The organism is Aureimonas altamirensis, from assembly GCF_023702225.1.
Lineage (GTDB): Bacteria > Pseudomonadota > Alphaproteobacteria > Rhizobiales > Rhizobiaceae > Aureimonas > Aureimonas altamirensis_B.
On record NZ_JAMQCO010000011.1, the window covers coordinates 92,752 to 116,688 of the forward strand.

Genomic DNA, 23,937 nt, shown 5'->3' on the forward strand with positions numbered 1-23,937 from the left:
GATGTCGGCAACAAACGCTTATCTCACTTTGCATCGTCGGTTGAATACCAGTCCGCGATCCGACACCACGTGCAAAAAATGGTCCCTTGTTGCCATCTTATCACCACAGATTGACGTTCAGCGGGAATGGATTTAGTTTGAGGCGTGACAGACCTTTCCCGCGACTACGCGGCTGCTGTCGGAACGGTTCATAGCGTAAACACTCTGCCTGTTTTCTCATTGTCGATGAGGATGGCATGCGCGCTCGTCTTATACGAACCGGGCTCCTGACCGCCCTGGCGTCACTTGTGCTTACGTTGCAAGCGCATCCGCAGTCTCAGCAACAGTCGTCTACTACGGCCGGTCGTATTCTGAGGGCGGATATTGTCGCCTTCGACCAACCGCTCGTGTATAATCGCTTCGGCTCCTTCAACCCGTTCGGGATGATCTTTGCGCTTGGCCGCGACGTTGCTTCATCCGAGCAAGGGGTGGCGCCGGTGCGTGCCCACACGGCAGAGGCCTGCGCCGGCCTGACCGGGGCCGAGGGCATCGACACACCGGTGGCCGACCGGGTGCGGGCCGGCAGCGGCGGCCAGGCGCTGGTGCCCGGCAAAGTCCGCCTCAAGGATTGCAAGCGCGCCCGCCCGCTGGTGCTGCGCGCCAATGTGGGCGACACGCTGGAAATCACCGTCACAAACCTGCTGCGCCCGCGCCTGCCCGGCCTGACCAGGGATTTCTGCCGCCAGGGCAACCCGGCCTTTGCCGTGCAGCCGGGCGCGCCGACCGCCCCATACGCCTATCTGTGCGCCGGTGATGGCGAGCATGACCCGCTGGGCGCCGAGATCGCCGACCCCGAGGCCGCGCCCGAGCCGCCGGAGCCGCCCGAGGGCGGCCTGAACTATGACTGGCCGGCGACGCGCAATCTTTCATTCGTCATTCCGGGGCTCGAGCTTGCCGAAGGGTCGCATCCGGCCTGCCGGGGGCTGGACGCCGTGACGCCCGGCGGCAGCTTCGTCTGCCGCTACGCCATCGAGCGCGAGGGTACGCATCTCTTTTCCAGCTTTGCCGCACCGTCGGGTGGCGAGGGCGATGCCGGATCGGCGATCCACGGTCTTTTCGGCGCGCTGATCGTCGAGCCGGAGGGCAGCCGCTGGTACCGCAGCCAGGTGACGCAAACCGCCTTCGACGCCGTATGGGGCAAGGATGCCGGCCGGGGCAACGGCGCGCGCATCGCCAGCTTCGACTATGAGGCAAGCGTCGCGGGCGTGCCGGTTCTCAACCTGCTGCAGGAAGGGGCGGGCGGGTTCCGCATCGTCCATGGCGATCTCAACGCCGTGGTGGTGCCACCCCAGGATGCCCCGCACGTGGCCGGCGGGCTGGATGAAACCGCCATGTATGACGGCGCCGGAAAAGCCTATCGCGAGTTCACCGTCATTTTCCATGACGAGTTGAAGACCTATTACAGCCGTAACTTCAAGGAGTTGGAGGATTATTCGCAGTTCTCCGGCGTCGGCGACGGCTTCGCCATCAATTACGGCGCCAGCGGCATGGGCTCGCTGCTCTTGGCCAACCGCAAGGGCATGGGACCGGCCGCCGACTGCGTCGAATGCGTGTATGAGGAGTTCTTCCTGCAATCCTGGGCCAATGGCGACCCGGCCTTGCGCGAGAGCTTTCCGGACGACCCGTCCAACGTGCACCACTCCTACCTCAATGACCGGGTGGTGTTTCGCAATTTCCATGTCGGCAAGGAAACCCACGTCTTCCACCTGCACGCCCATCAATGGCTGGCGGGCGACGGCACGATGGCCAGCAACCAGGAATACGGGTCCTATCTCGACTCGCAGACCATCGGCCCCCAGCAGGGCATGACCTACAAGATCTACAATCCGGCGGCGGCCTACCGGCGCAGCCTGGACGGGGCCGGCGCGCAGGCGCGCGAGCGCCTTGGCTGGTGGTCGGCCCTGGGCTCCGGCAATCGCAACCGCACACCCGGCGATTCGATCTTCCACTGCCATCTCTACCCGCATTTCGCGCAGGGCATGTGGGCGTTGTGGCGCGTCCATGACGTGATCGAGGATGGGTCGCGCAGGTTGCCGGACGGCCAGGCGCACGAGGGCCTTTCGCTGCGCCTTGGCGATGTCGGCCCGGCGCGGCGCGGCACCGACATCGCCACCGGGGCCCCCGGCCCCGGCACGCCGGTGCCCGGGCTCGTGCCCCTGCCCGAGTATGCGCTGCCGCCGCTGCCCACCTATGGCCAGAAGGGCTTTCCCGGCTATCCGTTCTATATCGACGCCGAGCCGGGCCACCGCGTATCGCAGCCACCCATGGACATGGCGCGGGCGGCCGATGGAACGGCGATGGATGGGGGCTTGCCGCGCCATATCGTCAAATCGGGTGAGCGCTCGATGACCGGCAAGCCGGTGGCCGAGTTGGTCGCCGACATCGGCAAGGAGGCCGCCGGCAAGCTGCTGGTGCGCCGAGCGCTGGCGCTGGCCGATTTCAGCGTGCATATCGACAAGGCTTTCATCGAAACCAAGGCTCCCGATGGCACGCCGCTCGAACGGCGCGCCATGGCATTCCACTCCGGCGGGGAGGGTGTCGACGAGATGCCCTTGCTCAGCGATGCGCGCGGCAACCCGATGACGGCCGTGGAGGGCACCTATGCCAGCCTGCGCATCGGCCGCCAGGCGGGCGCGGCGCCGGCGCAGTTGGCCCCGACCGCATCGGTGGCCGATCTGGATCCCGACCCGACGGAAGATCAGCTTGCCGCCCTGGCCGGCAACGCGCCCTTCCTGGTCAATGGCGCACCGCCCAAGGCGGGAGCCCCGTTTGCCGACCCCTGCGGCGGGCCGAGGGTGCTCAGCCATTATGCGCCGCCGCTGAGCCCCGGCGCGCTGCTGGACAATGGCGCGCTCAGGCAGATTCCCGACCGGCTGACGCTCGACCCTGCCGCCAACCTGTTCCAGCCCGACCCGATGCTGGCGGGCTTTCGCCGCTACGAGGCGTCGGTCGTCGAGCTGGACCTGGTCGTCAACAAGGCGGGCTGGCACGATCCGCAAAGCCGGATCAACGTGCTGACGGCCGAGGTCGACACCTTCAAGAACAAGGTGCGGGGCGATGCCGAGCCGTTCTTCTTCCGCGCCCATTCGGGCGACTGCATCGAGTTTCGCCACACCAACGAGACGCCCTACAATCTTGAGCGCGACGATTTTCAGGTGAAGACGCCCACCGACACGATCGGCCAGCATATCCACCTCGTCAAATTCGACGTGATGGCCGCCGACGGGTCGGGCAATGGCTGGAACTACGAGGATGGCACCCTGGCGCCGGGCGCGATCCACGAACGCATCTGCGCGGCGGTCAAGGCCAGCGGCCAGGGCGCGGTCGACGCGATGGGCATCCGCATGCTCGACCGCCAGTGCACCGACGACGCGCATGCGATGGAGGCGGCCTTTGTCGGCGCCCATCTCGACCCCCGGCGGGACCGTTACCAGACAACCGTCCAGCGCTGGTTCGCCGACCCCTTTACCGCCGCCTATCATGAGCAGAAGCCCGGCCAGGACGCCCGCACCGTCTGGCACGACCGCACCCTGCGGACCGTTTTCACACATGATCACTTCGGTCCGTCTTCGATCCAGCAGCATGGCTTCTACAACGCGCTTCTGGTCGAGCCTGCCGGCGTCGGTCCCGACCGTTCGGTGTGGCGCAGCGCCTGGTTCGACAGCCATAGCGGCGCGCCGCTGGCGCGTGCCGGCCTTGCCGGTTCGGACGCCGATTCCAGCGCCGGCCCGGACACGCGGGTGCCCCCGTCGGGCGCGGTGGGGGCCATCGCCTCGATCATCGCCAACGAGCCCGCGCCCAGCTTCAGCGATGCGCAGAAGCAGTTGAACGCATCGGCGCTCGAAAGCGGCATCGATGAGCGGATCCGCCATCGCGACACCCGTGAGGCGGCGCTGGCCATTGCCGATTTTGCCCTGATCTACGACCCTACGGGCGAGCGACAGGATGGCAAGGGGCTGGGCCGGTTGGTGCGCCAGGCCGATTGCACCATCGACGGTGCCTGCCACGAGCCGGTGCAAGGGCTTGCCGACGCCGCGCGCCAGCGGCAGTTGCAATCCGGGGCCGCCGGGCCGCTGCGCTTCACGCCGGAGGCAGGCGGCGGCGCGGTGACGATGGACACGCTGGTCGCCGCCGACCGCGACGCCCTGGCGGCGGCCACGACCGCCTGGCACGACGCCCATGGCCAGCCGGTCTATCCGCCGTTCCGGCCGGAGGCGATCTCGCAGACCCACCACGATCCCTATCTGGTCAACTACAAGCATGAGCCCTTCCCGCTGCGGCTGGGCGACAGGCCGGGCACCGGCCCGGACGACCGCTGCCCGGCGGGAGAGATGGTGCTGCCGGCCGTCGCGCCGGGTGACGGCATCAGTGAATTGAAGCCCGGCGCGGCCGGCCGCATCGACGGCGTTTTCCGCTCCGACCTGCATGGCGACCCCTGCACGCCGCTGATCGAGGCCTATGAGAACGACCCGGTGCAGGTGCGGCTGATCCAGGGCGCGCAGGAGGTGCAGCACACATTCACGGTGGATGGCGTGGCATGGCCGCGCAATGTCGACGAAGCCTACCGCCACGCCGGGCTGGACCGCCTGACCCGCCGCGAAATCCTGAAGCAAAGCATCAATCCCTGGGCGATGGTGCATGCGCAGGAGGTGGGCATATCCGAGCATTTCGAGGCCAGCCTGACCGCGCGGCTGGCCGGGGCCAGCACCGCGCTGCCCTTTATCAACGCTCCTTCGCCTGCGGGCACGCAGGCCGCGACCGAGCGCGGCAGCGCGGACGGGCTCTACCATTTCGGCACGATGGACGCCCTGTGGAACGGCGCCTGGGGCCTGACGCGCACGCATGAAAAAATGAAAGGCGATGCGCAGGCGCCGCTGGACCAGCTTCCGCTGGCGCCGCTGGCACGCTTGTCGCAGGCGCCGTCCGGGCCGTTCAGCCGCAACGTCGCCAGCCTGTGCCCCGCAGGGGCGCCCCTCGTCTATGCCTATGCGATGGCGCTCACCTTGCGCGACTATGCCGATGGCACGTTGGCCGGGGCCGGCGCATGGCCGGGCGCCGCCACGGGCGGGGCGGTCTATCGCCGTTGGGGCAATGGGCAGGAAGGCCTGTTCTACGATCTCAACAATGGCGTCTACGACCCTGACGCGCTGGTGCTGGTTCACGTCGACCCGTCGGAGGTCAAGGTGCTGGATACACCGGCGCGGCTCGGGGTCGACACCGCGCGCTTCCGCGCGCGGGTCAACCGGCAATGGGTGCGCTTTGGCGTCGAACCTTATGTCCTGCGGGTCAATGCCGGCGACTGCATCCGGTGGACGGTGTTCAACGGCCTGCCGGCGACGATGCACGATGCGCCGGGCGATGCCATCCTGCCCAAGATCGCGCGGCTGAACGTCGACGAGCGCGATGAAAGCGCCAATGGGCGCGTCGCGCCGACGCCGCATCTGGCCCTGATGCCTGCCCTGCCCCGCCTGGTGGACGCGCGCCGCGAAAGTTACCCCTTCGGCCATAACATCACCGCCGACCCGGCGCTGCTTGCCAGCAAGGAGGCTTCCCTTGCGCCCGGCGATGTCGGCCAGGGAACGACCGGCCTCACCGCCACCTGGCTCTATGCCGGCACGAGGATCGGCTCCGTCGCGCATGACGAAGAGGCCATCCTGCGGGCCAAGGCGCTGCAGTTGAAGGCCGATTCGGAAACGACGGGCCAGTGGCCCAACCTGCCGAAGGATCTGGATTTCTGCCGTTTCCGACCCAACGCCGCGCTTGGCGCGCTGACGCTGCCGGACGGGCGGACCGTGTCTTCGGTCGAAACCTGCTCGCTGGCGCCCTATGCCTTCGGCGCGACGCCGATCAAGTCGGTCAGCGATCCGATCGGCCATGCCTCGCATGGGCTGGTCGGCTCCATCCTGGTCGAAACCGCCGGAACCGTCATCCCGCAGACCGAGCAGTTCGGTGAAAGCTCGACAATGCCGTGGGATCCGCCCTGCATCGCCGACGCGTCGGCGGAGGACGACCTGGGCATGCTGGCCGACCCGCCGACCGAATGGGACTTCGAGCCCCGGACGCCCGAAAGCGCGCCGGTCCATTGCGTGCGCGCCGGCTTTGCCGGGCCGGCCTCGACACCGGACGACAGCGTGCTCATGCGTCCCGCTGCGGCGCTCCAGGCCATGCGCCTGCCCGATGACGCCGCTGTAAACAGGGCGCTGGCCGGCATCACCCTGGCCCGCGTGCCCGACGCGCCTTTGGCCGAACTGCCCCAAGCCGCGTTGGAGCCAGTTCACGAGAACATTCTTTTCTATCAGGACGGGCTCAATCTCTGGCACTGGAACCGCGGCTTCGGCACGCCCCGCCCGGTCGGCGACTGCCATGTCTGCGACGACAGCTACGACCGGGGCGAAAAGGCCATCGGCTACCGCTCGGCGCCGCTGTTTACGCGCATCGCGCCGCTGGGCAACCCGCTGCGCTACACCCGGGAGCGCCAGGAATGGATCGATGGCGGGGGAAGCGGCCCGCTGCGCCCCTCTGGCGATGACGATGCCAGCCCCGGCAATCTCAATGCCGTCATCATGCCTCGCCGGCTTTTCGACCCGGCCTTCATCGGCGTATCGACGCCGTTCCTCAAGGGCCGGGCGGGCGAACGCATGGACACCTATGTGCTGTTGCCGCAAGGGCGGGCGCGCCAGCGCTCCTTCGTGCTGGCCGGCCACGCCTATGACGAGTTCGGCCGCCACGGCTATGGCTCGGGCCACAGCGCACTGGTGGCTCCCGGCAACGTGGTCAGCGCCGAGTCTCGGCCGGGCGTCGCCGGATGCAGCATGTACCGCGATGGACCCGGCCCGATGTGGGCGGGCGGCGCCTGGGGGTTGGTCGACATTTTGCCGGCGGGCGGCAACGCGCTGGAGCCGACATGCGCGCCGCCACGCTGAGGCATCTGCTGCTGGCCGCGACCATGGCCACTGCGGGCCATGGAACGCTTGCGCAGGATGCGCCGGACGCAGCGGGGCAACGGGTGGACATACGGCTCATCGGCGGGAGAGATCCCGCCGGGGGGTGGATCCGGCCGGGTGAGACGGTGCAGGTCGAGGTGCGGATGATCGACCTCGTGTCGAACCAGCCCGTTCCGGGCCTGCACCCCGCCGGCTTCATCCGCCGCGCCGACGCGCGCCGCCCCGATTGCCGGGAAGCGGCCCAGGCCTATCGCGCCACCGGGCGCGTCGCCCTTGGCGACATCGACCTGTCCGGCGTGGCGCTTCTGGTCGTACAGGCAGACGGCATGCTGGCTTCGGTCGACCCGAGCATGAACCTTGCCTCGGCCAATATACGCTGGCTGGCCCCGGCCGGGGCCAAGGCCCCGCCGCTGATCGACGCGTCATCCGGCACGATGATCGTCGACGCCGGGCGAGCGCGCCTTCTGGACGCCGCCGATGGCGCCCTCACCGACCTGCCGGGGCTGGAGCCGGGCGCCAGGGTGCTGGCTTTCGCGGCGGCAGGGCGGATCGCCTATGCGGCCGAGTCGGATGGCGGCTTCCTGGCCTATGACCTGGCCGCACGCCGCGTCGCGCAGCGTTTCGACACGGTGCCTGACGCGCTGGCCACGGCCGAAGGGGGCGGAGCGCTTGCGGTTCTGGCCGCCGGCGGCAAGCGGCTGTTCATCTTCGATGCCGCCGACGGGCGTGCCCTTGCCACGCACGAACTGGAGCCGGCCGCCACTGCCCTGGCCTACAGCGCGCCGGCCGCGGCCTTCCTGCTGGCGGGGGGGCCAAGCCTCGCCATCATCCACGCCGACGCCCCCGCCATCGAGCAGCGGGCCGCCTTGTCGGGCCATGCCACCCGGCTGGCGCTGTCGGCCGACCGCAAGGCCGCAATCGCCTACGACCCGGCGTCGGGCCTTATCAATGTTGTGGATCTGGTGTCCCAGCGGCTGGTCCAAGGCCTGCAGTTTCCGGAAGGGATCGCCGGCATCGCCACGACATTCGACATGCTGGCCGTGCTCCTGGCAGACCGCTGGGCCGTCGCCGGCATTTCGACCGACAGCCTGAAGGCCGGCCGGCCACCCAACGTGACGCAGATCCTGTTGGCCGACCAGGGCAGGCCGCCATCCGCCTTTCCTGGGCCCCTCATGGCGACCGTGGGCGAGCTCGGCCCGGTGCTGGTGGCCCAGCCGGCCACACGTGAGGTCTATGTGATGCCGCACGAGCCCGGCATGCGCGCGCCCACCAACTCGGTGGCGATCCGCGGCGGCGAGATCGCGGCGATCGGCGTTCAGGCCCGCAGCTTCGTGCAGGAGGGGGAAAGCTACCGCACCAGCGTCTCCATCCCCCGTCCCGGCCGCTACGAGGCCGTCATTTCGGCCGGCCTGTTCAGGGCCGCCGCGTGCCTGGCCTTCGATGTCGGCCCGCCGCAGGCAGCACCGCCGCCGCCGCCGCGCCTGACCCTGACGATCCCCGAAGACGCCGCGTCGGGCCAGACAGTGACGGCCGTCGTCAGCGCGCCACCGGCAGCGCGGGGCGCCATCGACCTGCATGTCCTGTCGGCCGGCGACAATTTTCAGGAAGCGCGCTCGGCCGGCCTGTCGAGCGATGGCCTGGCCAGCTTTTCACTGCGCTTTCCCCATGATGGCATGTTCATCGTCAGCGCCACCCTCCGCGATGGCGCAACCGAAACGGCCCGGGCGGTCGACCAGATCGAGATACGACCATGAAACCAGCCGCTGCGCTTGCCTTCACCCTGTCGCTGGCCGTGACCCCGGCCCTTGGCCATGGGGCGCATCATGCCGCCACGCAGGCCGAGTCGACCAGCCGCATCGAGCAGCCCATTCCGCATGTGATGGTGCGTGACCAGACCGGCGGCGAGGTGGCCCTCGACCGGCTGCTGGGCAATCTCGACGAGACGCTGGTGCTGACCTTCACCTATACCAACTGCACTTCCCTGTGCCCGGTCGTGGTGCCGCAGGCCATGAAGATCGCCCACGAGCTGGACGATGCGGGGCAGGAAACGGCTTTGGTGGTGATGACCATCGACCCCGAACGTGACGGGCTGGCCGAAATGGCCCTGCATGCCGACAATCTCGATGCCCGCGACGACGACCGCTTCCTGAGCGGCGCGCCCGCCGACATTTTCGACGCGCTGCGGGTGTTCGGCATCGGCTCCGGCAATCTGGAAGAGCATCCCGGCCTGATCGTCGTCAGGCATCGGGGCAGCGGCGAGTTCATCCGCATCGTCGTCGGCAATGCCGGAACCGAACGCCTGATGGAACTGGTCAGGAATGTCGGGGGATAGGCGGGGAATGGCCCGGACCGGACCGACGCTCTGCCGTCTCGGCGCGCTGGCCATGGCAACGATGCTGGTGCAACCGGCCGCCGCCCTGTCCACGGAAACGTCCGAACTCTTTTTCGGCACGGGCCCGGCCCGGCCCGGCTGCAGCGGCTGCCACGGCATGGACGCAGCCGGCGGGCGTGAAGAGGGGCGTGAGATGCCGTCCATCCAGTGGCGCAGCCTGGCGCGCCGGGCGGGCAAGCGGCCGCCCTACGATGCTGCCGCGCTGGGCCGCCTGCTGGCCACCGGCATCCGGCCCGATGGCGCCGCCATTTCCGCGCCGATGCCCCGTTACGACCTGTCGTCTGGCCAGGTTGCGGCGCTGGTCCAGCTTCTTGCCACGGTCGGCGACCCGGAGAGCCAGGGCGTCTACCCCGACAGGCTCGAATTCGGCATGATCCTGCCGCGGCCGGATCGCGCCGCACCGCATCATCGCCGCGCCGCCATGCTGGTTGAATCGATCTTCGCGGAGGTCAACGCCGATGGCGGCGTCTATGGCCGCCGCCTCGTCCTGGCCCGGTTCGACGGCCGGGCCGATTTTGCCAGGGGCGAGCGCCCGGTGCTGGCCGCCCTCTTGACCTTCGACCGGGGCGATGCATCCGCCGGGCTGGACGCCGAGGCGACCCCGGAGCTGATGCCCATCCGGCCGATCGGCCTGGCCGAGGACAGCCGCCGCGTGCGCGGGTTCACCGCCGGGGAAGCCGATGTCGCTCGCGCCCTGATCGACTATCTGGACAGGCAGTTGCACGTCGAGGCGGTGATGATCCTGGCCGGCGCCGACGCCGCCGCCCGCTCGGTCCGCCGCTCGGCCGAATTGGAGCTGCGAGTTCGCGATATCGCGCTGGTCGAGCGCCCCGAACAGGCGGGCGAGCATCGGGGCGCGGCCATCCTGGCGCTTGGCGGGGGCGATGCGCCGACTTGCGACGCGTCCTTCACCGTCATCGCCGGGGCGCTCGATGTGATGGCCGGCATGGATGGGGCGCAGCTCAGGCGCTGCGGCTGGAAAGCCGTGGTCGGCGATACCCGCTTCATGCCCGACGAGACCGGGCCCGACGCCGCCCGACTGGCCCGGCTGGCCGGCACCAGCGAGCCGCTCGACACCGACCGCGCCGCCTATGTGGCGGCCGAACTTGCCGTCAAGGCGGCCATCGAGGCCGGCCGTTCGGTGACCCGGCGCCGGCTGGTCGAGGCGCTGGAGCGGATCGGCCCGCAGGATTTCGGCGTCTGGCCCAGGCTGGACTACAGGCAGAACCCGTTGACCGGCACGCGGGAGGTCAGGGTCGAGGAGGCATCGATCCTGCTTCGACCCTGAACGCGACAATCACGAAGGAGACGGACATGCCCCGACCCCCGACCAGGCTGTTTCGCGTTGGCGCCCGGTCCTTCGCCAGCGAGCGCAAGGCGCTGGAGATCGCAGAGGGGCTTGCGCCCATGCTGAACCGCTCCGCCCGGCTGCTGCGTCGGGTCGAGCAACTGTCGCAGAACGTCACATTCACCGTCACCACCCGCACCATCTCGCGCGAGCGGATCCAGGCCTATCGCGGCAGTCTGCGCCTGCCTCCCATCGACCGTCTGCTGGCGCGCGAAGACGAGAAGGGCCGCACGGCGATGCGCTTGCGTGCATTGGGATTCGAGGTGCTGGACGAGGGCTGGTTCGGCGTGGTCGCCCGCGGCCCGGCCGAGCTGGCGCGCTCGGTGCTGGGTGTCGAGCTCGTGCTGCAGGCGCGCGCGGGCCTTGCACGGCTGCGCTCGACGCAGATTTTCCGGCAAAATCCAGGGCCGCCCCTGCCGGAGGAGCTTTTCGTAGCGCCGCATCGCTCGTTGAGCTTGCCGGCCGATTTCAGCGACGATGCCGACGATGTCGTCTTCGAGCCGCCGCCTCTCTATTTCCAGCCGGTCAGCGCAACGGCGCCGACCTGCGCCTATCCGACCATCGACATCGCCACGGTGCGCCGCCATCTCAACGTTCCGGCCGGCCATACCGGCGCCGGCGCCGTTGTCGGGATGATCGATACCGGCTTCTATCCCCACCCCTATTTCGCGGCCAACGGGCTCGATATCGAGCGCGTATCGACCCGGCCGGGCGATACGCCCGAGATCGACGAGGTCGGCCACGGCACCGCCATGGCTTTCAACGTCTTCGCGGTCGCGCCGGGCGCAAGGGTAAAGGGCTTCAAGCACGACCTGTCCCTGCCCGCCCATGTGCCGCTGCAGCGCGCTGGCCAGGCCGCCATGGGTGTCGACATCGTTTCCTGCTCGTGGGGTTTCGAGGAAGAGCAGGTCTTCGGCGTGGTGCGGGCAACGATCCAGAAGCTCGTGGCCGACGGCAAGATCGTGCTGTTTGCCGCCGGCAACGGCGTACGCGCCTGGCCGGCGTCGATGAACGAGGTCGTCGCCGTGGGCGGCGTCTACGCCGACCCGGCTGGCCGGCTCGAAGCCAGCAACTATGCCAGCGGCTTTGCCAGCATCCGCTATCCGGGGCGGATCGTGCCGGATGTCTGCGGTCTTTGCGGCCAGACGCCGCGCGGCATCTACCTGATGCTGCCCTGCCCGCCCGGCTCGCGGCTGGATGCCGCCCAGGCCGTCGCCGCGACAGGTCCGGCGGATCCGGCCTTTCCTGATTCGGACGAAACGGACAGGTCGGACGGCTGGGCCGGCGCCAGCGGCACGAGCGCCGCCACGGCACAGATCGCCGGCGTCGCCAGCCTGCTGGTGGCCGAGGCGCGGCGGCTCGGCAAGGTGCTGGACAATGGGGGTCTCAAGTCGATCCTGGCTCGCTCCGCCACGCCCGTATCGATCGGGCGCAACTTCTTCGGCGTCGAGGCGGCAGGCCCGCTGCCCAACCAGGCGACGGGCCATGGGCTGGTCAACGCCGAGGCGGCGTTGAAGCTCGTGGGGCAGGCCTGAGTAGGGGTGGCGCGCCGCGCCGGGTGAAGATGACAGGTACATCTACGCTATAGCCCTCTAAATTCCAGTAGTGTCTCTGCTGGTAGACCATTGGAATAATAGGTGTCTCACCTCATCAGCGGGGTGGTGACATTTCGAGCCATCGCCAGCTACCAAGGTGCGATAGCCAGAGCCCTTGACTCTCGATGCATTAAAAGGGCCAAGGCCTCAAGCTGTCGACGAAGGCGCTACTACGGCCGAAGACTTATGATCGGCGGTTTTGGGGCCGATTCCCGACCGTCCGGTTCTGGTGAACGCTTGGCGGTAAGCTGACGTCTGGGTTCGCATCATCGGGCGAAGTTTGCCTGGTCCGCTCACGACCCCATTAGTGCCGTACAACGTAGCCCGGCGATGTCGCTAAAGCGGTCGTTCGAGTGTAGGGCAGGAATGTAAAGCTTGTATTACAAAGCTATCCATGGGAGGGAATGGAAAGGATACTTTCCATGGAGGCTTTCATGCATTGGCGTACGCGCTTCGCATACGAGTTCACGGCTGGGCTCGGTTTGTACGCCGCCCTCCTCGTTGCTTCGATCTGGGCTCAGGTCACCTGGGAGCCATCCGGAGTGCTTCTCATCATTCTAGCCCTCACGCCTATGGCCGGCTGCGGTGCCGTGCTGTGGGCTGTGATGCGTGCGGTGCAGCACATGGACGAGCTGGAGCGCCGGGTTCAGTTCGAGGCTCTCGCCTTCGCTTTCGTGGGAACAGCCTTCCTCACCTTCGCTTGGGGGTTTGCCGAAGGCGTCGGTGCGCCGAAGCTCCCTGCATTTGGCGTTTGGCCGATCATGGCCGCACTATGGTTCGCAGGAGGGCTCGTTTCCAGTAGGCGCTACCGATGAATAATCGGCTACGAGAACTGCGTGCGGAGCGTGGTTGGAGTCAGAGCGATCTAGGGGAACGGCTTGGGGTATCGCGCCAGACTGTCAACGCAATCGAGGCAGGGCGATACAACCCATCCCTTCCGCTCGCCTTTCAGATTTCCGCCGCCTTCGCCCTTCCAATCGAGGTAATCTTCCAGCCGTGAAGGTATCTCAAAACGAACCTTCGTAAAGATTTCGTTGCAGTCGCAACTGGCAGCTTTTCGCTCATCCGCCCCATAAGCGGATCGGAAGCTTTCCACCCCACTCAACCAGTTTCTGTTTCGTATGGTTCGGGGCCGACAGCGGACCGACCGGTTTCAATGAAGAATAGGGGAAAGACGCCGTTCAGCAAACGTCCCCATTGTCGTCGTTCAAAGTACTTCCGTCGTCGCCCGAAACCCGACAGTCGCGGGAAACAGGGCGGAAGGCGGCGTTGCACGAAACGGACGGGCATCTATCAAGAGTGCAAGGCCGCAGATCGGTCATCCTGCCGAGATGCGCTATTCATACGTAGTAGACTCGCGGAGAAGGGAGCAATGTCGTTAACTCCGAAACAGTAAAGGCGATCTAAGCGCCTATCAGCTGATCCTGTCCAAGAGCGGGAAGCGCGGCAGAGGCCCTTGCGCTGAATTGAATTCATCTGCGTTCAAATCAATAGGTCCGCGCCAATAGTGCACACCCGCTTGAGAATTTCCTAGGACTGCGACCCCCATGGGCTGAAACTGTCGATCCTTGAATTCCCCAAATTGGATATTGCCTCCGACGTCAGTTACAGAGGCATCTTCTATGATGCTTTGGAGAGCATCCATTACGGCGCGGAGCCCGGGAGATGTTGGAAGTCGAGCACGTGCTGCCTGTTCGCCTGAGCCAAATATCTCGATCTCACCGGGTTTCGTCAGTACCTCGATCAGAGTGACGGCGTTCAACGAAGTCAGCTCTAAGCGAAACGCTCGAAGAGTCTGCCGCGCCACACAGTATCCAGCGAAGACAATGCATGTCCTTGCATTCTCGAGCAGTGCGTAGCTTATCTTCTTTGCGATGACCTCAAATCCGGCTCGGATCAGAGCTGCGATCTCATCCATGCTGCCGCTATGATGGCCGGGCACCCCCTGGACGTTAAGTAATATTTCCGCAAGCGCCTCCTTCGCCATCAGCGCCACGACGGACGAGCCTGCAAAAGCCATTCCGAGGTCGCCTGACACCAGCAGTGGATCCGGCTCGCCAGGACCACCTACTGAATAGACGTTGTAAGGCACTCGGGCGATCTTAATGCCCGCGTCCACATAAGTCGAACCGAAGCTTAGGCGTGAATCGGATGCATAACGAATACTCCGCTCTGTGCGCCACACAATACATAGTGTCATCGAACGCCCCTCTTCATCGGGCATTTGATATTCGCCTACGCACAAACTCAAGCCCTTACGTCACCATGCGTCAGATGACACGGTTGCCAGAGACACACTCGTTTTCTGCACCTCTTAGCTCTCGTCGCGGCGCCTGCCCGTCCGCGTTCCGAATTAAAGACGTCGGTCCTCAGATGCTGCGTTGCCGCCCAAGCTCCTTGCTATGCCACGGGTACTCTCGTGGCGGTGTTGCCTCAAACCTGCAAGTCAAGTCGCCTAATCCCCTCTCGGACGGAGCAGTGACCGTAACCACCCGATCCCCGCCGCGGTGTACGCGCCGCTGAGGCCTAAGGGAACGGGCATCGCGGGTTCGCGCTACAGCCTAACGTGCTTTGCTACGGCCTCCAGTGGCTCTTTTCCGCGGTTGCGCCGACAGCTTGAGCTGCTGCCCCGTCTTTTTGCCTGCTACTCGGTCCCCCGCTTTCTTCCACGTCGTGCTATCGATCAGGCGCGAATGCTTGATGTCCAAGTCTGCGCAACCAGGGAGCTCAAGAAGAGTATTAATTACGCTGTCGGCAACAGATTCCGGGAGCCATGGATTAAGGTAGACGCGTTCGATCCACTCCAAAGGGCAGTCCACTTGGTACGCCCCTCGCTGATCCTTCGAGGACTCTATGACGATCCTATACTCGTCCTCGTCAACGAATCCGACCCTCTTGAGGAATGGCAACCTTTTGACATCCTTGGGACCAAGCTTTTTTGCTTCGGGAAGCTTGAGGTATTCGACCTCGTCGAACCTTACCTTTTCGCCTGTCGGCATTTTGACGTCTCTGAGATACGCCTCTACAAGGTTGCGCCGCAGAACGATGCATGCTCCGCCATTTCCAGTTCCAGTGAATATCCGCCAGTGGTGGTAAGTCTCTGGACACATGGCCGCGCACATCGCATATAGACCCTTGACGCCACGATATTCCTTGTAGAGCCGCATGAAGTAGCTGTCGTTTTTGTCATCCCAATACTGGGGGTCAAGGAGAGAAAGTTGGCGTCTGCGCAGTGTGTCGATCACACTGGGTATCGATGTGTAGCGCCTAATATCCAGTCCTTTTGGCTGTCGATCTTTCGCGGCCATTTCCCCTCCTGTCCCTCCATCGCCGATTGTTTCACCGATATCACTAGCGGTCTGTCGACCCTAGTCTCCGATACAGCGACGTAATTCTTTCACCCACGATGCCCCCGCCCGCGCGATAGCAAGTTTCCTCAATGGGCGAAGTGAGGGCGCGAAGCTGAAGGTGGGTAGCTTTCGATGAAGGTCCGCTTCTATAAGTCCCCAGCTAAAAGCCGCCATTCCGCTTTCCACCCCATGATGAGCGGGACGGCAAGATTTCCCGCGCGTCAAAGCGGCCATCCAAGCTCCGTCGGATGGCCGCTCAATGTCAGATTTCGGTTCGCTCGGCTAGGAGCAGCGCGTCCTCCACGTCGACGCCAAGATACCGGACGGTGTTCTCAATTTTGGAGTGACCGAGCAAGATCTGGATGGCCCGGATATTGCCCGTCGCCTTATAGATCATTGATGCCTTTGTACGACGGAGCGAGTGCGTGCCATACTCCTCTGAACGCAGACCGATCGCAGTCACCCACTCGTCAACAAGGCGCGCGTACTGCCTTGTGCTCATGTGGTGTGCGTGATCGACCCGGCTGGGGAAGGCATAGTCCTCGACCGTGCCGCCACGCCGTTCGAGCCAAGCCAGCAGGCTGGCTCTGACATCATTGGTAATCTCGAACTGGACCGGCCGCCCTGTCTTTTGCTGAACTACCATTGCGCGAGTCCTGATCTCCGGCCCCGAGACCACATCGCGGATCCTGATCTTGACGAGGTCGCAGCCGCGCAGCTTGCTGTCGATCGCGAGATCGAACAGGGCGCGGTCACGAATGCGGCGCTCGCGATCGAGGCAGAAGCGGACAGCCCAGATCTGTTTCTGAGTGAGCGGCCGTTTGGTTCCTACCTTCTTTCCAGCATTCCAAGCCGCGCGTTCGCGGCCAGCATAATCGTATTGAGAGTGACCCATGTGAGTTCTCCTTGGCCTTGATTGGCCAAAGGAGAAACAGTGCAGGCACTACCGCTCGGGGGCCGATTCCGGACGGTCTGGTTTTAGGAAAGGCTCGGCGGTAAGCTGCCATTCTAGCTTCGCGTCGTTGGGCAAGGTTTGCCTCGTCGGCTTGCGACCCCAACTCACACATTGTCGCTATGATCGCCTTGCGGCGCCACCGCGCCATGAGCTGACATTGGGTTCCGGCCGAAGACTGGACATTCGATCGTCTGGCTCCGCCCCCTGAAGATGTCTCGGATCAGGTAAACGGCAACGCTGCGAGATATGCCCCCGAACACCCAACTATTGGACCTCCGTTGCGATCTAACCAATGGAGCAGCTCGTTAACGACCGGCGTTAGTCCCTCGTGATGACGAACCAGCGCCGCAGCGGGCCTCGCGGCGGGAGCGCGAACCGCTAAATGCGTGCCCGCCGAAAAACCCGGCCGTAGCCGGAAAGATCTGGATCAGCGCTCCGCACGGCGTTGCGTACAAGCTCGTGGGCAGGCTGGCGCCAGCTATCCGCTGGCGCGATTGCGCCGGCCGCCAAGGCCAAGGCCGCGTCAGACCCGTCCTGCAACAGGTACAGCATGAATTCCGCTAGCAGCTGGCTAGCCGCCGCAGTATCAGCGCCGATGGGGCTCTCGGCAAGCTGCCGGATGCGATCCAATCGCTTCCACGGCCAGGTGACGGGCAGACCCTCGATGCGCTCGGGAGCAAAATCCGCGCCCAAAGATCCTTCGTAGCTCGCTGTAGCACCAGGCTGCGCCAGTGCCCCGCTGACGAGCCGGAATCTAATCGCCGGGTCATGGCTATCGAGAAACAACGTCTCCAATATTTCGGGCGGCACCTCAGCGTCGCCCGCCCGGCGCCCGTCGAGCAAGAGCAGCCAGACCAGGGGCGAGAGATCGTCTGACTTCAGGCCCTCAAGGTTGCCGAGCGGCAACGAGCCATAGGCCCCCTCAGCATTGCGCGACGCGATCTCGGCAAGCTCGGCCCCAGCTTCCTCGGCGAGCGCACGCGGCGCTTCCGGATCTACCGCCGCCTCGAGCAGCCGACGTGCGAGCAGGATCTCCAGCGTCATGCGCCCACCCACAGCAAGTTGGAGGCCGTGTATGCGTTAATTACGTCGCTGGCCGTCGGCGTCATCGATGCAATAGCCGGGGTAGGACCGATCAAAGCCTGGCGGCGGATCCCATGCTTCTTGAGCTCAAACTCCTCAGCAAGGATCACCGTTAAGCGCGGACTAATTGGCCGATGGGCAGGTACGCCTGACGCAATCCGGCCCGACGGCGTCCACTCCGTGATGGCCAGCCACCGATCGCTAGCGATTTGAGTGTAGGTTGCGTGGAACTCGTCCGGATGAAACACCACCACGTCGATGCTGAAACGGGTCCTGAAGAGGTTTCGGAGTAGCTGGTTCGCGAATAGCCCATGCGCTGTCAGGGTGAGCATCGGGTAGATTGGCTGCAGTTGGATCCACTGAACATACAGCCATGCGTTATGGGAGTTGGTCGCGTCGAAAATTCGCCAACCAGCGGTGGAGGGCAGTTCGGCGACTATCCCGCAGCGGCCATAGATCGCACCAGAAATCGGATAGGCGACGGGACAGGCGTAAATGCCGTCACCCCAGGTAAAGCCTGGGCTAGGCGATACAAACAGGCCAGGCACGGACTTCGCGTTGGGTGACGGCGGATACGCCCCACCAAATTTCGCATTTGTGTATTTGATTACATATTGGCTCTCGATGCGGGGCCGGTAAGGCGCCGCGACGGCAGCAAGGCCGGCCGCTGTTGACGTTGCGATGCAGGCTTCGATCTGCGGGTCGCAGACCGTTGGCCGTCCGCCGCTCATGATTGTCCCCTGTAGCGTCGGCTGATGCCGTCCCAGACAGCACCTTGTGGACCTGACACTGCGGACGCAAGGAGCGGCGTCGGGGCAACGGGCCCATTTGGCGGCAAGAACGAGGGGTTGAGGCAGTAAGCCGGGAGAATCAGCGGGACCGTAGCGCCGGCCGGCACCACGACATTTGCCGGCTGGGCGATGCCCAGTGTCTGCATCGGAGAACCTATCGATGGCTGCTGGAACACCGCACCCATGGGGATCGCCACTGGCGGATCCTGGAGGCCCTTAAAAATTATGGCTATGCCATATCTGAGGCCACGGTGGCTCCACTCTTCTGCCCGAAGCTGGAGGTCTTGGAGGTCCAGTTCTTGCCCGTGAGCAGCGTAAAGCTGCATCGCCTCGTCCCAGTGCCCGAGCCCAAAACCCGCCGCTTCGGCCGCGATCACTCCGTCGCGCCGCCATCTCACGATCGAGTTCTCGCCGGCGTCAACTTCGAACCCGAATGCTGCAGGGTCGCCCACAAGGATCTCGCCAGCGGGCAGGCCGCGTTCCTGAGCCGCTTCCAAGCCTGCCGCATAGAGGGCGTTCGCGCCGCCGACCTCTGCTTTGGTGAATTCGCCATAGTAGCGAACGGGATCGGCAAGGACCTCCGTGGCCCGCATTCGCACAGCCGCGATGGGGCCAATGTCGCCGCTCTCATCATGTAAGACATCATGGGCAGCCTCAGGCGCGATCCTCAGAATTGATAGATTGCGCGGTTCATATGCTTTCTCGAACACCAAAATGCCGTCGAAAACATCACCCTGTACGACAAGGTCGCCCTCGACCACCAGCCCCCCCCACCATTCGGCGGCTAAGTAGAGATCGTCTGGGTGAAGTCGCTGGACGAACACTCCCGCGCTACGTAGACGTTCCGAGCGCAGCAGCTCGGCCGTAAAGCGCAGAAGCCGCTCATCAGGCTCGGGCACGGCGACGATTGGCATACCGTTGCCAAAGCCGTCAATGCGGCCTTCCCAACCTTTGGATGCGAGCAGACTGACGAGGCTTTCCGGACCGTCGTCACCGGCGCAAAGGTAAAGTTCGCTCATCATAGATCTCCCGCCATCAGCTTAGCAGGTTTGTAATTGCAGTGACCACCTGCGGCGATCTTGTGCAGCGCGGATAGTGCCGAAAGCGTAAGATTTGCCGCCCCGCCGAGGCGCGCCGCGGCTTGCTCCACGCGCGCACCGACAGGTCAAACGCCTGCCTGGTGCCTTTCCAGCGGAGTGGTCGGCTCCTATTCAACCTCCGCTTCCTATCCCAATATGGCCGTTGGCGCCATCAACACTTGTCTGGTCGAGGAAATGATTTTCCGCGGCCGTTACGGGGCGGATTCCGGACTGTCCCCTTTTAAACAGATTTAGGCTAATAGCTGCCGCTCCGCCTAAAGACCGAACGGCAGCAGGTCGCGCGGCTCGACGGCGGTTCGTTTTAAATATACCTCAAGCGGACCGACCGGGGCGCACTCAAACGCGAACAATATCGGCCGAATTGAACGGCGGCTGCGTTCGGATCTCCGGCTACGTTGTAACCGATGAAAAATGCAGATATATTCCTCGCAAGGAATGACGCTCCATGGGGCGACCTCGGAAGGCAAGAGAACATGGGCAGGCTTGCCGGAAAGATCGTTGAGGCACAAGCCGTCAAAAGCGCGGCCGACACGGCTCAAGTCGGGCCCGGACTTCGGCGCTTGCGGATCCTGTCAGGACTGACGCAGCAGCAGATTGCTTTTCGCATGCAGGTTCAACAGGCTGCGATTTCCAAAATTGAGCGAGGGGAAGAAATTTACCTCAGTACAGTCCAGCGTTATGTAGAAGCTCTTGGCGCTTCGTTACGCTTGAACGCTCACTTCCCAACGGACGCGCCAATCGCAGCTCGACTGCATAGTACCCATTTCGATGTCGAATGCGGGAATGATGATCAACTCGTTCTGCCTTTACTGACCGATGATTCGTTCAAGCCGCAGCGAGACGTGGTCATATCGATCAAGCCTATCTACTCCGAAAAGATCCTGGCCGGTCAGAAGACCGTTGAATTGCGACGCCGGTTTCCTGTCTCTGCGCCAAACGGTGTCATTGCCTATATCTATTCAAGTTCGCCTGTTAAGGCGATAGTTGGCACAGTAGCGATCCGTGATGTGCTCAGGTTACCGATCGAGCAGATATGGGCCGAGTTCGAAAGCACGGCGTTTATCGAACGGCCGCACTTCGAGAAGTATTTTGAAGGACTCGCTCACGGCTATGCGCTTCTTTTCGATGAGGTGCGATCCTTTTCTCGCCCCCTACCGCTTCATGAACTGCGCCAGAATTTTGGGTTTGAGCCGCCGCAGTCATTCCTCTACGTTAAGCGTGATCTGAGAAGGGCCCTTCAAGATGAGCCAGCAATCGTATCTCATTGATACGAACATACTGATCGGGCTTGAAGATAACCATACGGTCGAAGTTGCTTATTCTAAGTTTCATGCTCTCGCGCTGACCTATAAGGTTGATGTTTTTGTCCACGAAGCGGCGAAAGATGATATCGCACGAGATAAGGACAGTAGACGGCGTGAGATTTCATCCAGCAAGATCGGAAAGTATCGCCTCCTCAGAAAGCAGCGCGGGCTTATGCAGGCAAAACTGGAAGCTGCTTTCGGCCCGCTGAAAAAGGCAAACGACGTTGTCGATGCAACCCTATTGCACGCGCTCGAGATAGGTGCCGCTGACTTTCTGGTAACTCAAGACAAGGGGCTTCATCAACGGGCCCAAAGCCGATCAGCTGATCTCGCCCGACGCGTCCTGTTCGTCGTCGACGCCGTCGAACTCCTTATCCAAACCTACGAGCCCAAAGCAGTACCGATCCGCCATGTAGGTGAGGTGGAAGCTCACGAGATCAACGCGGAGGACCCCTTCTTCTGCAGCCTGCGAGAAGGCTACCCGGAGTTCGATGATTGGTGGCGTGAGAAGTGTGTGAAACAGCATCGCCCTTGCTGGGTCGTCTACGACGACGACCGGCTGGCGGGCCTGATCGTCCGCAAAGACGAGAATGCGAATAATACGGATGCTGTCACAAAGGCAGAAAAGATTCTAAAGATTTGCACCTTCAAAGTCGCCCCCGAAAGCCGGGGGGTCAAACTTGGCGAGCTACTTCTGAGGCAAGTCATATGGTATGCACAGAGAAATAACTATGACCTTGCCTACTTAACCACCTACGCAGATCAGGTCGCCTTGAGAGAACTTCTCGAGTACTATGGCTTTCAAAGCCCTACGAAGAATTTGAACGGCGAGCATATCTACGAACGGAAATTCTCCAAGAAGGCTCTCGTTCGGTCGACCGGTAAATCGCGCTTTGATGAAGCGCGTGAGAACTACCCACGGTTCGTTCTCGACAGCGAAACGAAGGGATTTGGTATTCCAATTATGGAAGCCTATCATGACACATTGTATCCGGACCTTTGGAACCCGAGGCAATCGGACCTCTTCAGCGGCGCGTCACGAGCTGAAACTATCGCGAGACCAGGTAACACCATTCGGAAAGTTTACCTCTGTAGAGCTAAATCGAACCTTGGGCCACCTGGTTCGCTTTTGTTTTTTTACAAAAGCTCCTCCAAGGAGCTGCCCTCCCAGGCGATAACCACTCTTGGAATCCTTGAAAGCCTGACGCTGGCGAAATCGACAAAGGATCTGATGCAGCTAACAGGCGGCCGTTCCGTCTACAGCGAAGCAGAACTCGACGCTTGGGAAGCGTCGCCTGGGCGCCCGGTTAAAGTGATTAACTACCTCTTAGTCGCTTACATCGAGCCAGCGATCTCGCTTGAGGAGCTGAGAACGATCGGCGTCGTGAATGGGCATCCTCAACAATCAATTTATGTTCTTCGACACGAGCTTCTTACCGAGCTTGTCGAGAGGTCGAACCTTCAGTTCGAGGTCTGAAGTGGGAAAATGATACACGTGCCAAGGGTACGATCTTTACGTCGGCGCAAACCAAGTGACATTCCTTATCATGAAACAAGAGGTCACCATTGTTACGGGAATTTCTGGAGTAGGGAAAAGCTTCCTGCTGAACGAAGTTTCTCGTTCCAATCCATTTTTCATCGTTTCCGCTGGTAGAACGATAATGGAGCAGATTTCCGATCTGACAGAGAAAGAGGTTATCTACGACGACATCCGGTTGTTAGACCTGAACGAGAATCAAGAACTATTCCAACGAGGCTTTGAACGGGTTCGTAGCCAGGTTGCGGACAATTTGGTGGTGGATGCCCATGTCGTCGTAGATACCCCCGAGGGCCTGCGCCACATAGATACTACGGTCTTTAAAAAGCTAGGGGCAAAGCTCATGGTTTTCTTGGAGCAGGAGCCTAGGAAGATCGTTGAAAATCGCTTGCGTGATCCGCTGCGGAACCGACCCCTCCGGGATGCTGAAACGCTAAGGCACCAGCAATCGGAGGCAAAAGAGCATGCTAGAAAGATCGCATATGAACTCGGTATACCCTTCACGTCCTTACTATGCGCAAGCCCTGACGATCTGAGCAGAGTACTAGAGGCGGCGGGGCGGTAACGGCATGTCTGATAGGAAGACAATAGCGTTTTGGTGCGAAAAGTCGAAAGGCGCTGGTGACACTGGAGCAGAGTATCACGTTAATCTCTGGCACTTCTCAGACAGAAAGCGTTCTGACTTCTTCGAGGTAGGCATCCTAGTGGATGATCCTTCTGCTATATGTGCCATTAGAATATTTGTTCCAATACACCTCGATCGGGGACAAATCCGAGAACTCGGTGCGGAGTTCGCTGAGCCAAATCTTGCACAAGGCATATTCAACGAGCCTCTCTCGCCTAGATACGCGGGCAATAAACGGTCTGTAGAGCTAGAAGGGACGAAAGGAATATACTGCGGTGTTCACGTCTTCTCCACTGGTGTGGATGGTATAGACTTAGATGAGCTGATGACTGAGCACGTGGAGGGTGGTACTCTTATATCTATAACTGCGGTTGCGTTACAGTCGCTACACATGCAGTCGAGTGATACGGTGCGCCAAGGCTACTTTCGCTTTCGAATTATGTCGAAGACCCCGAAGGAAAGACCGTTCGTTACCTACATAGCGCCTCAGGATCAGGGTTGGACAAGTGGCTTCGATGCAATCGAGTACATCGATTGCCGTCTGAATGAAGCTCGCACACTACCCAGGTCCATTGCTCTTCGGGCGGAGTCTACTCTACACGGTGTTGCGAAGACACACCGCGTAGTATTCCTCGCAGTGGTTCCGGTAGTTTCATCGATAACATCGTCGCATGCGGAGTGGCACAAGAGTCGATTGTTAGAGAACGAGATTTGGGAAAAATATGTTCCCCAAGGACTCAACGATGGAATGGTCGTCTACCACTGGCGTAAGATAACTTCAGACGATGAGACAAAACCACTTAACGGTTTCTCCGCATTCGTAAAAATTGATCGTGTCCCATGGAGTGGTGTAGCTTAGACGACCACGGCTCAT

The 23,937-nt window shown here is 62.9% G+C and carries 17 protein-coding genes; 11 read left to right on the top strand and 6 right to left on the bottom strand.

The window, feature by feature from the left end; translation table 11 throughout:
* Positions 1-386 precede the first annotated feature (386 nt).
* The 7 genes from NDN16_RS17610 to NDN16_RS17640 all read left to right on the top strand — a co-directional run bounded on the left by NDN16_RS17610 (position 387) and on the right by NDN16_RS17640 (position 13,318).
* The gene (locus NDN16_RS17610) at positions 387-6,962 is read left to right on the top strand and encodes a hypothetical protein (protein WP_251114767.1); all 6,576 of its coding nucleotides are present in this window, start codon (positions 387-389) and stop codon (positions 6,960-6,962) included.
* Entirely contained in the window at positions 6,944-8,737 is a 1,794-nt protein-coding gene (locus NDN16_RS17615; RefSeq protein ID WP_251114768.1) for a hypothetical protein, read from the top strand. Before NDN16_RS17610 ends, NDN16_RS17615 begins: the two co-directional genes overlap by 19 nt.
* Positions 8,734-9,315: an SCO family protein gene (locus NDN16_RS17620; protein WP_251114769.1), complete on the top strand. Its 582-nt coding sequence runs from the start codon at positions 8,734-8,736 to the stop codon at positions 9,313-9,315. Before NDN16_RS17615 ends, NDN16_RS17620 begins: the two co-directional genes overlap by 4 nt.
* 7 nt (positions 9,316-9,322) lie before the next feature.
* Positions 9,323-10,663, top strand: coding sequence for a hypothetical protein (locus NDN16_RS17625; protein WP_251114770.1), 1,341 nt, complete (start codon positions 9,323-9,325; stop codon positions 10,661-10,663).
* A 26-nt stretch (positions 10,664-10,689) separates the two neighbouring features.
* Positions 10,690-12,258, top strand: a complete 1,569-nt coding sequence (locus NDN16_RS17630) for a S8 family serine peptidase (RefSeq protein WP_251114771.1) — start codon at positions 10,690-10,692, stop codon at positions 12,256-12,258.
* A 482-nt stretch (positions 12,259-12,740) separates the two neighbouring features.
* Complete coding sequence (locus tag NDN16_RS17635) at positions 12,741-13,133, top strand: hypothetical protein (RefSeq protein ID WP_251114772.1); 393 nt, start codon at positions 12,741-12,743, stop codon at positions 13,131-13,133.
* Positions 13,130-13,318, top strand: a complete 189-nt coding sequence (locus tag NDN16_RS17640) for a helix-turn-helix transcriptional regulator (protein ID WP_251114773.1) — start codon at positions 13,130-13,132, stop codon at positions 13,316-13,318. Before NDN16_RS17635 ends, NDN16_RS17640 begins: the two co-directional genes overlap by 4 nt.
* A gap of 414 nt (positions 13,319-13,732) precedes the next feature.
* Here NDN16_RS17640 and NDN16_RS17645 read toward each other — a convergent pair whose 3' ends face one another.
* The 6 genes from NDN16_RS17645 to NDN16_RS17670 all read right to left on the bottom strand — a co-directional run bounded on the left by NDN16_RS17645 (position 13,733) and on the right by NDN16_RS17670 (position 19,516).
* Positions 13,733-14,542 carry a hypothetical protein gene (locus NDN16_RS17645; RefSeq protein ID WP_251114774.1) on the bottom strand — a complete coding sequence of 270 codons (810 nt, stop codon included), beginning with the start codon at positions 14,540-14,542 and terminating at the stop codon, positions 13,733-13,735.
* Between the two features lie 337 nt (positions 14,543-14,879).
* Positions 14,880-15,626: a hypothetical protein gene (locus NDN16_RS17650; protein ID WP_251114775.1), complete on the bottom strand. Its 747-nt coding sequence runs from the start codon at positions 15,624-15,626 to the stop codon at positions 14,880-14,882.
* A gap of 304 nt (positions 15,627-15,930) precedes the next feature.
* Positions 15,931-16,563, bottom strand: coding sequence for a tyrosine-type recombinase/integrase (locus NDN16_RS17655; RefSeq protein ID WP_251114776.1), 633 nt, complete (start codon positions 16,561-16,563; stop codon positions 15,931-15,933).
* Between the two features lie 438 nt (positions 16,564-17,001).
* Positions 17,002-17,667 carry a hypothetical protein gene (locus NDN16_RS17660; RefSeq protein WP_251114777.1) on the bottom strand — a complete coding sequence of 222 codons (666 nt, stop codon included), beginning with the start codon at positions 17,665-17,667 and terminating at the stop codon, positions 17,002-17,004.
* Positions 17,664-18,437: a hypothetical protein gene (locus NDN16_RS17665; RefSeq protein ID WP_251114778.1), complete on the bottom strand. Its 774-nt coding sequence runs from the start codon at positions 18,435-18,437 to the stop codon at positions 17,664-17,666. The genes NDN16_RS17660 and NDN16_RS17665 overlap by 4 nt, the downstream gene beginning before the upstream one ends.
* Positions 18,434-19,516, bottom strand: a complete 1,083-nt coding sequence (locus NDN16_RS17670; protein ID WP_251114779.1) for a hypothetical protein — start codon at positions 19,514-19,516, stop codon at positions 18,434-18,436. Before NDN16_RS17670 ends, NDN16_RS17665 begins: the two co-directional genes overlap by 4 nt.
* 554 nt (positions 19,517-20,070) lie before the next feature.
* Here NDN16_RS17670 and NDN16_RS17675 point away from each other — a divergent pair.
* The 4 genes from NDN16_RS17675 to NDN16_RS17690 all read left to right on the top strand — a co-directional run bounded on the left by NDN16_RS17675 (position 20,071) and on the right by NDN16_RS17690 (position 23,922).
* A complete protein-coding gene (locus NDN16_RS17675; RefSeq protein ID WP_251114780.1) occupies positions 20,071-20,865 on the top strand; it encodes a helix-turn-helix domain-containing protein in 795 nt (264 codons plus the stop codon).
* The gene (locus NDN16_RS17680; RefSeq protein WP_251114781.1) at positions 20,840-22,378 is read left to right on the top strand and encodes a GNAT family N-acetyltransferase; all 1,539 of its coding nucleotides are present in this window, start codon (positions 20,840-20,842) and stop codon (positions 22,376-22,378) included. Before NDN16_RS17675 ends, NDN16_RS17680 begins: the two co-directional genes overlap by 26 nt.
* 70 nt (positions 22,379-22,448) lie before the next feature.
* On the top strand, positions 22,449-23,003 hold the full coding sequence (locus NDN16_RS17685) for an AAA family ATPase (RefSeq protein WP_251114782.1): 555 nt from the start codon (positions 22,449-22,451) through the stop codon (positions 23,001-23,003).
* Between the two features lie 4 nt (positions 23,004-23,007).
* Entirely contained in the window at positions 23,008-23,922 is a 915-nt protein-coding gene (locus NDN16_RS17690; protein ID WP_251114783.1) for a hypothetical protein, read from the top strand.
* The last annotated feature ends 15 nt before the right edge of the window (positions 23,923-23,937 follow it).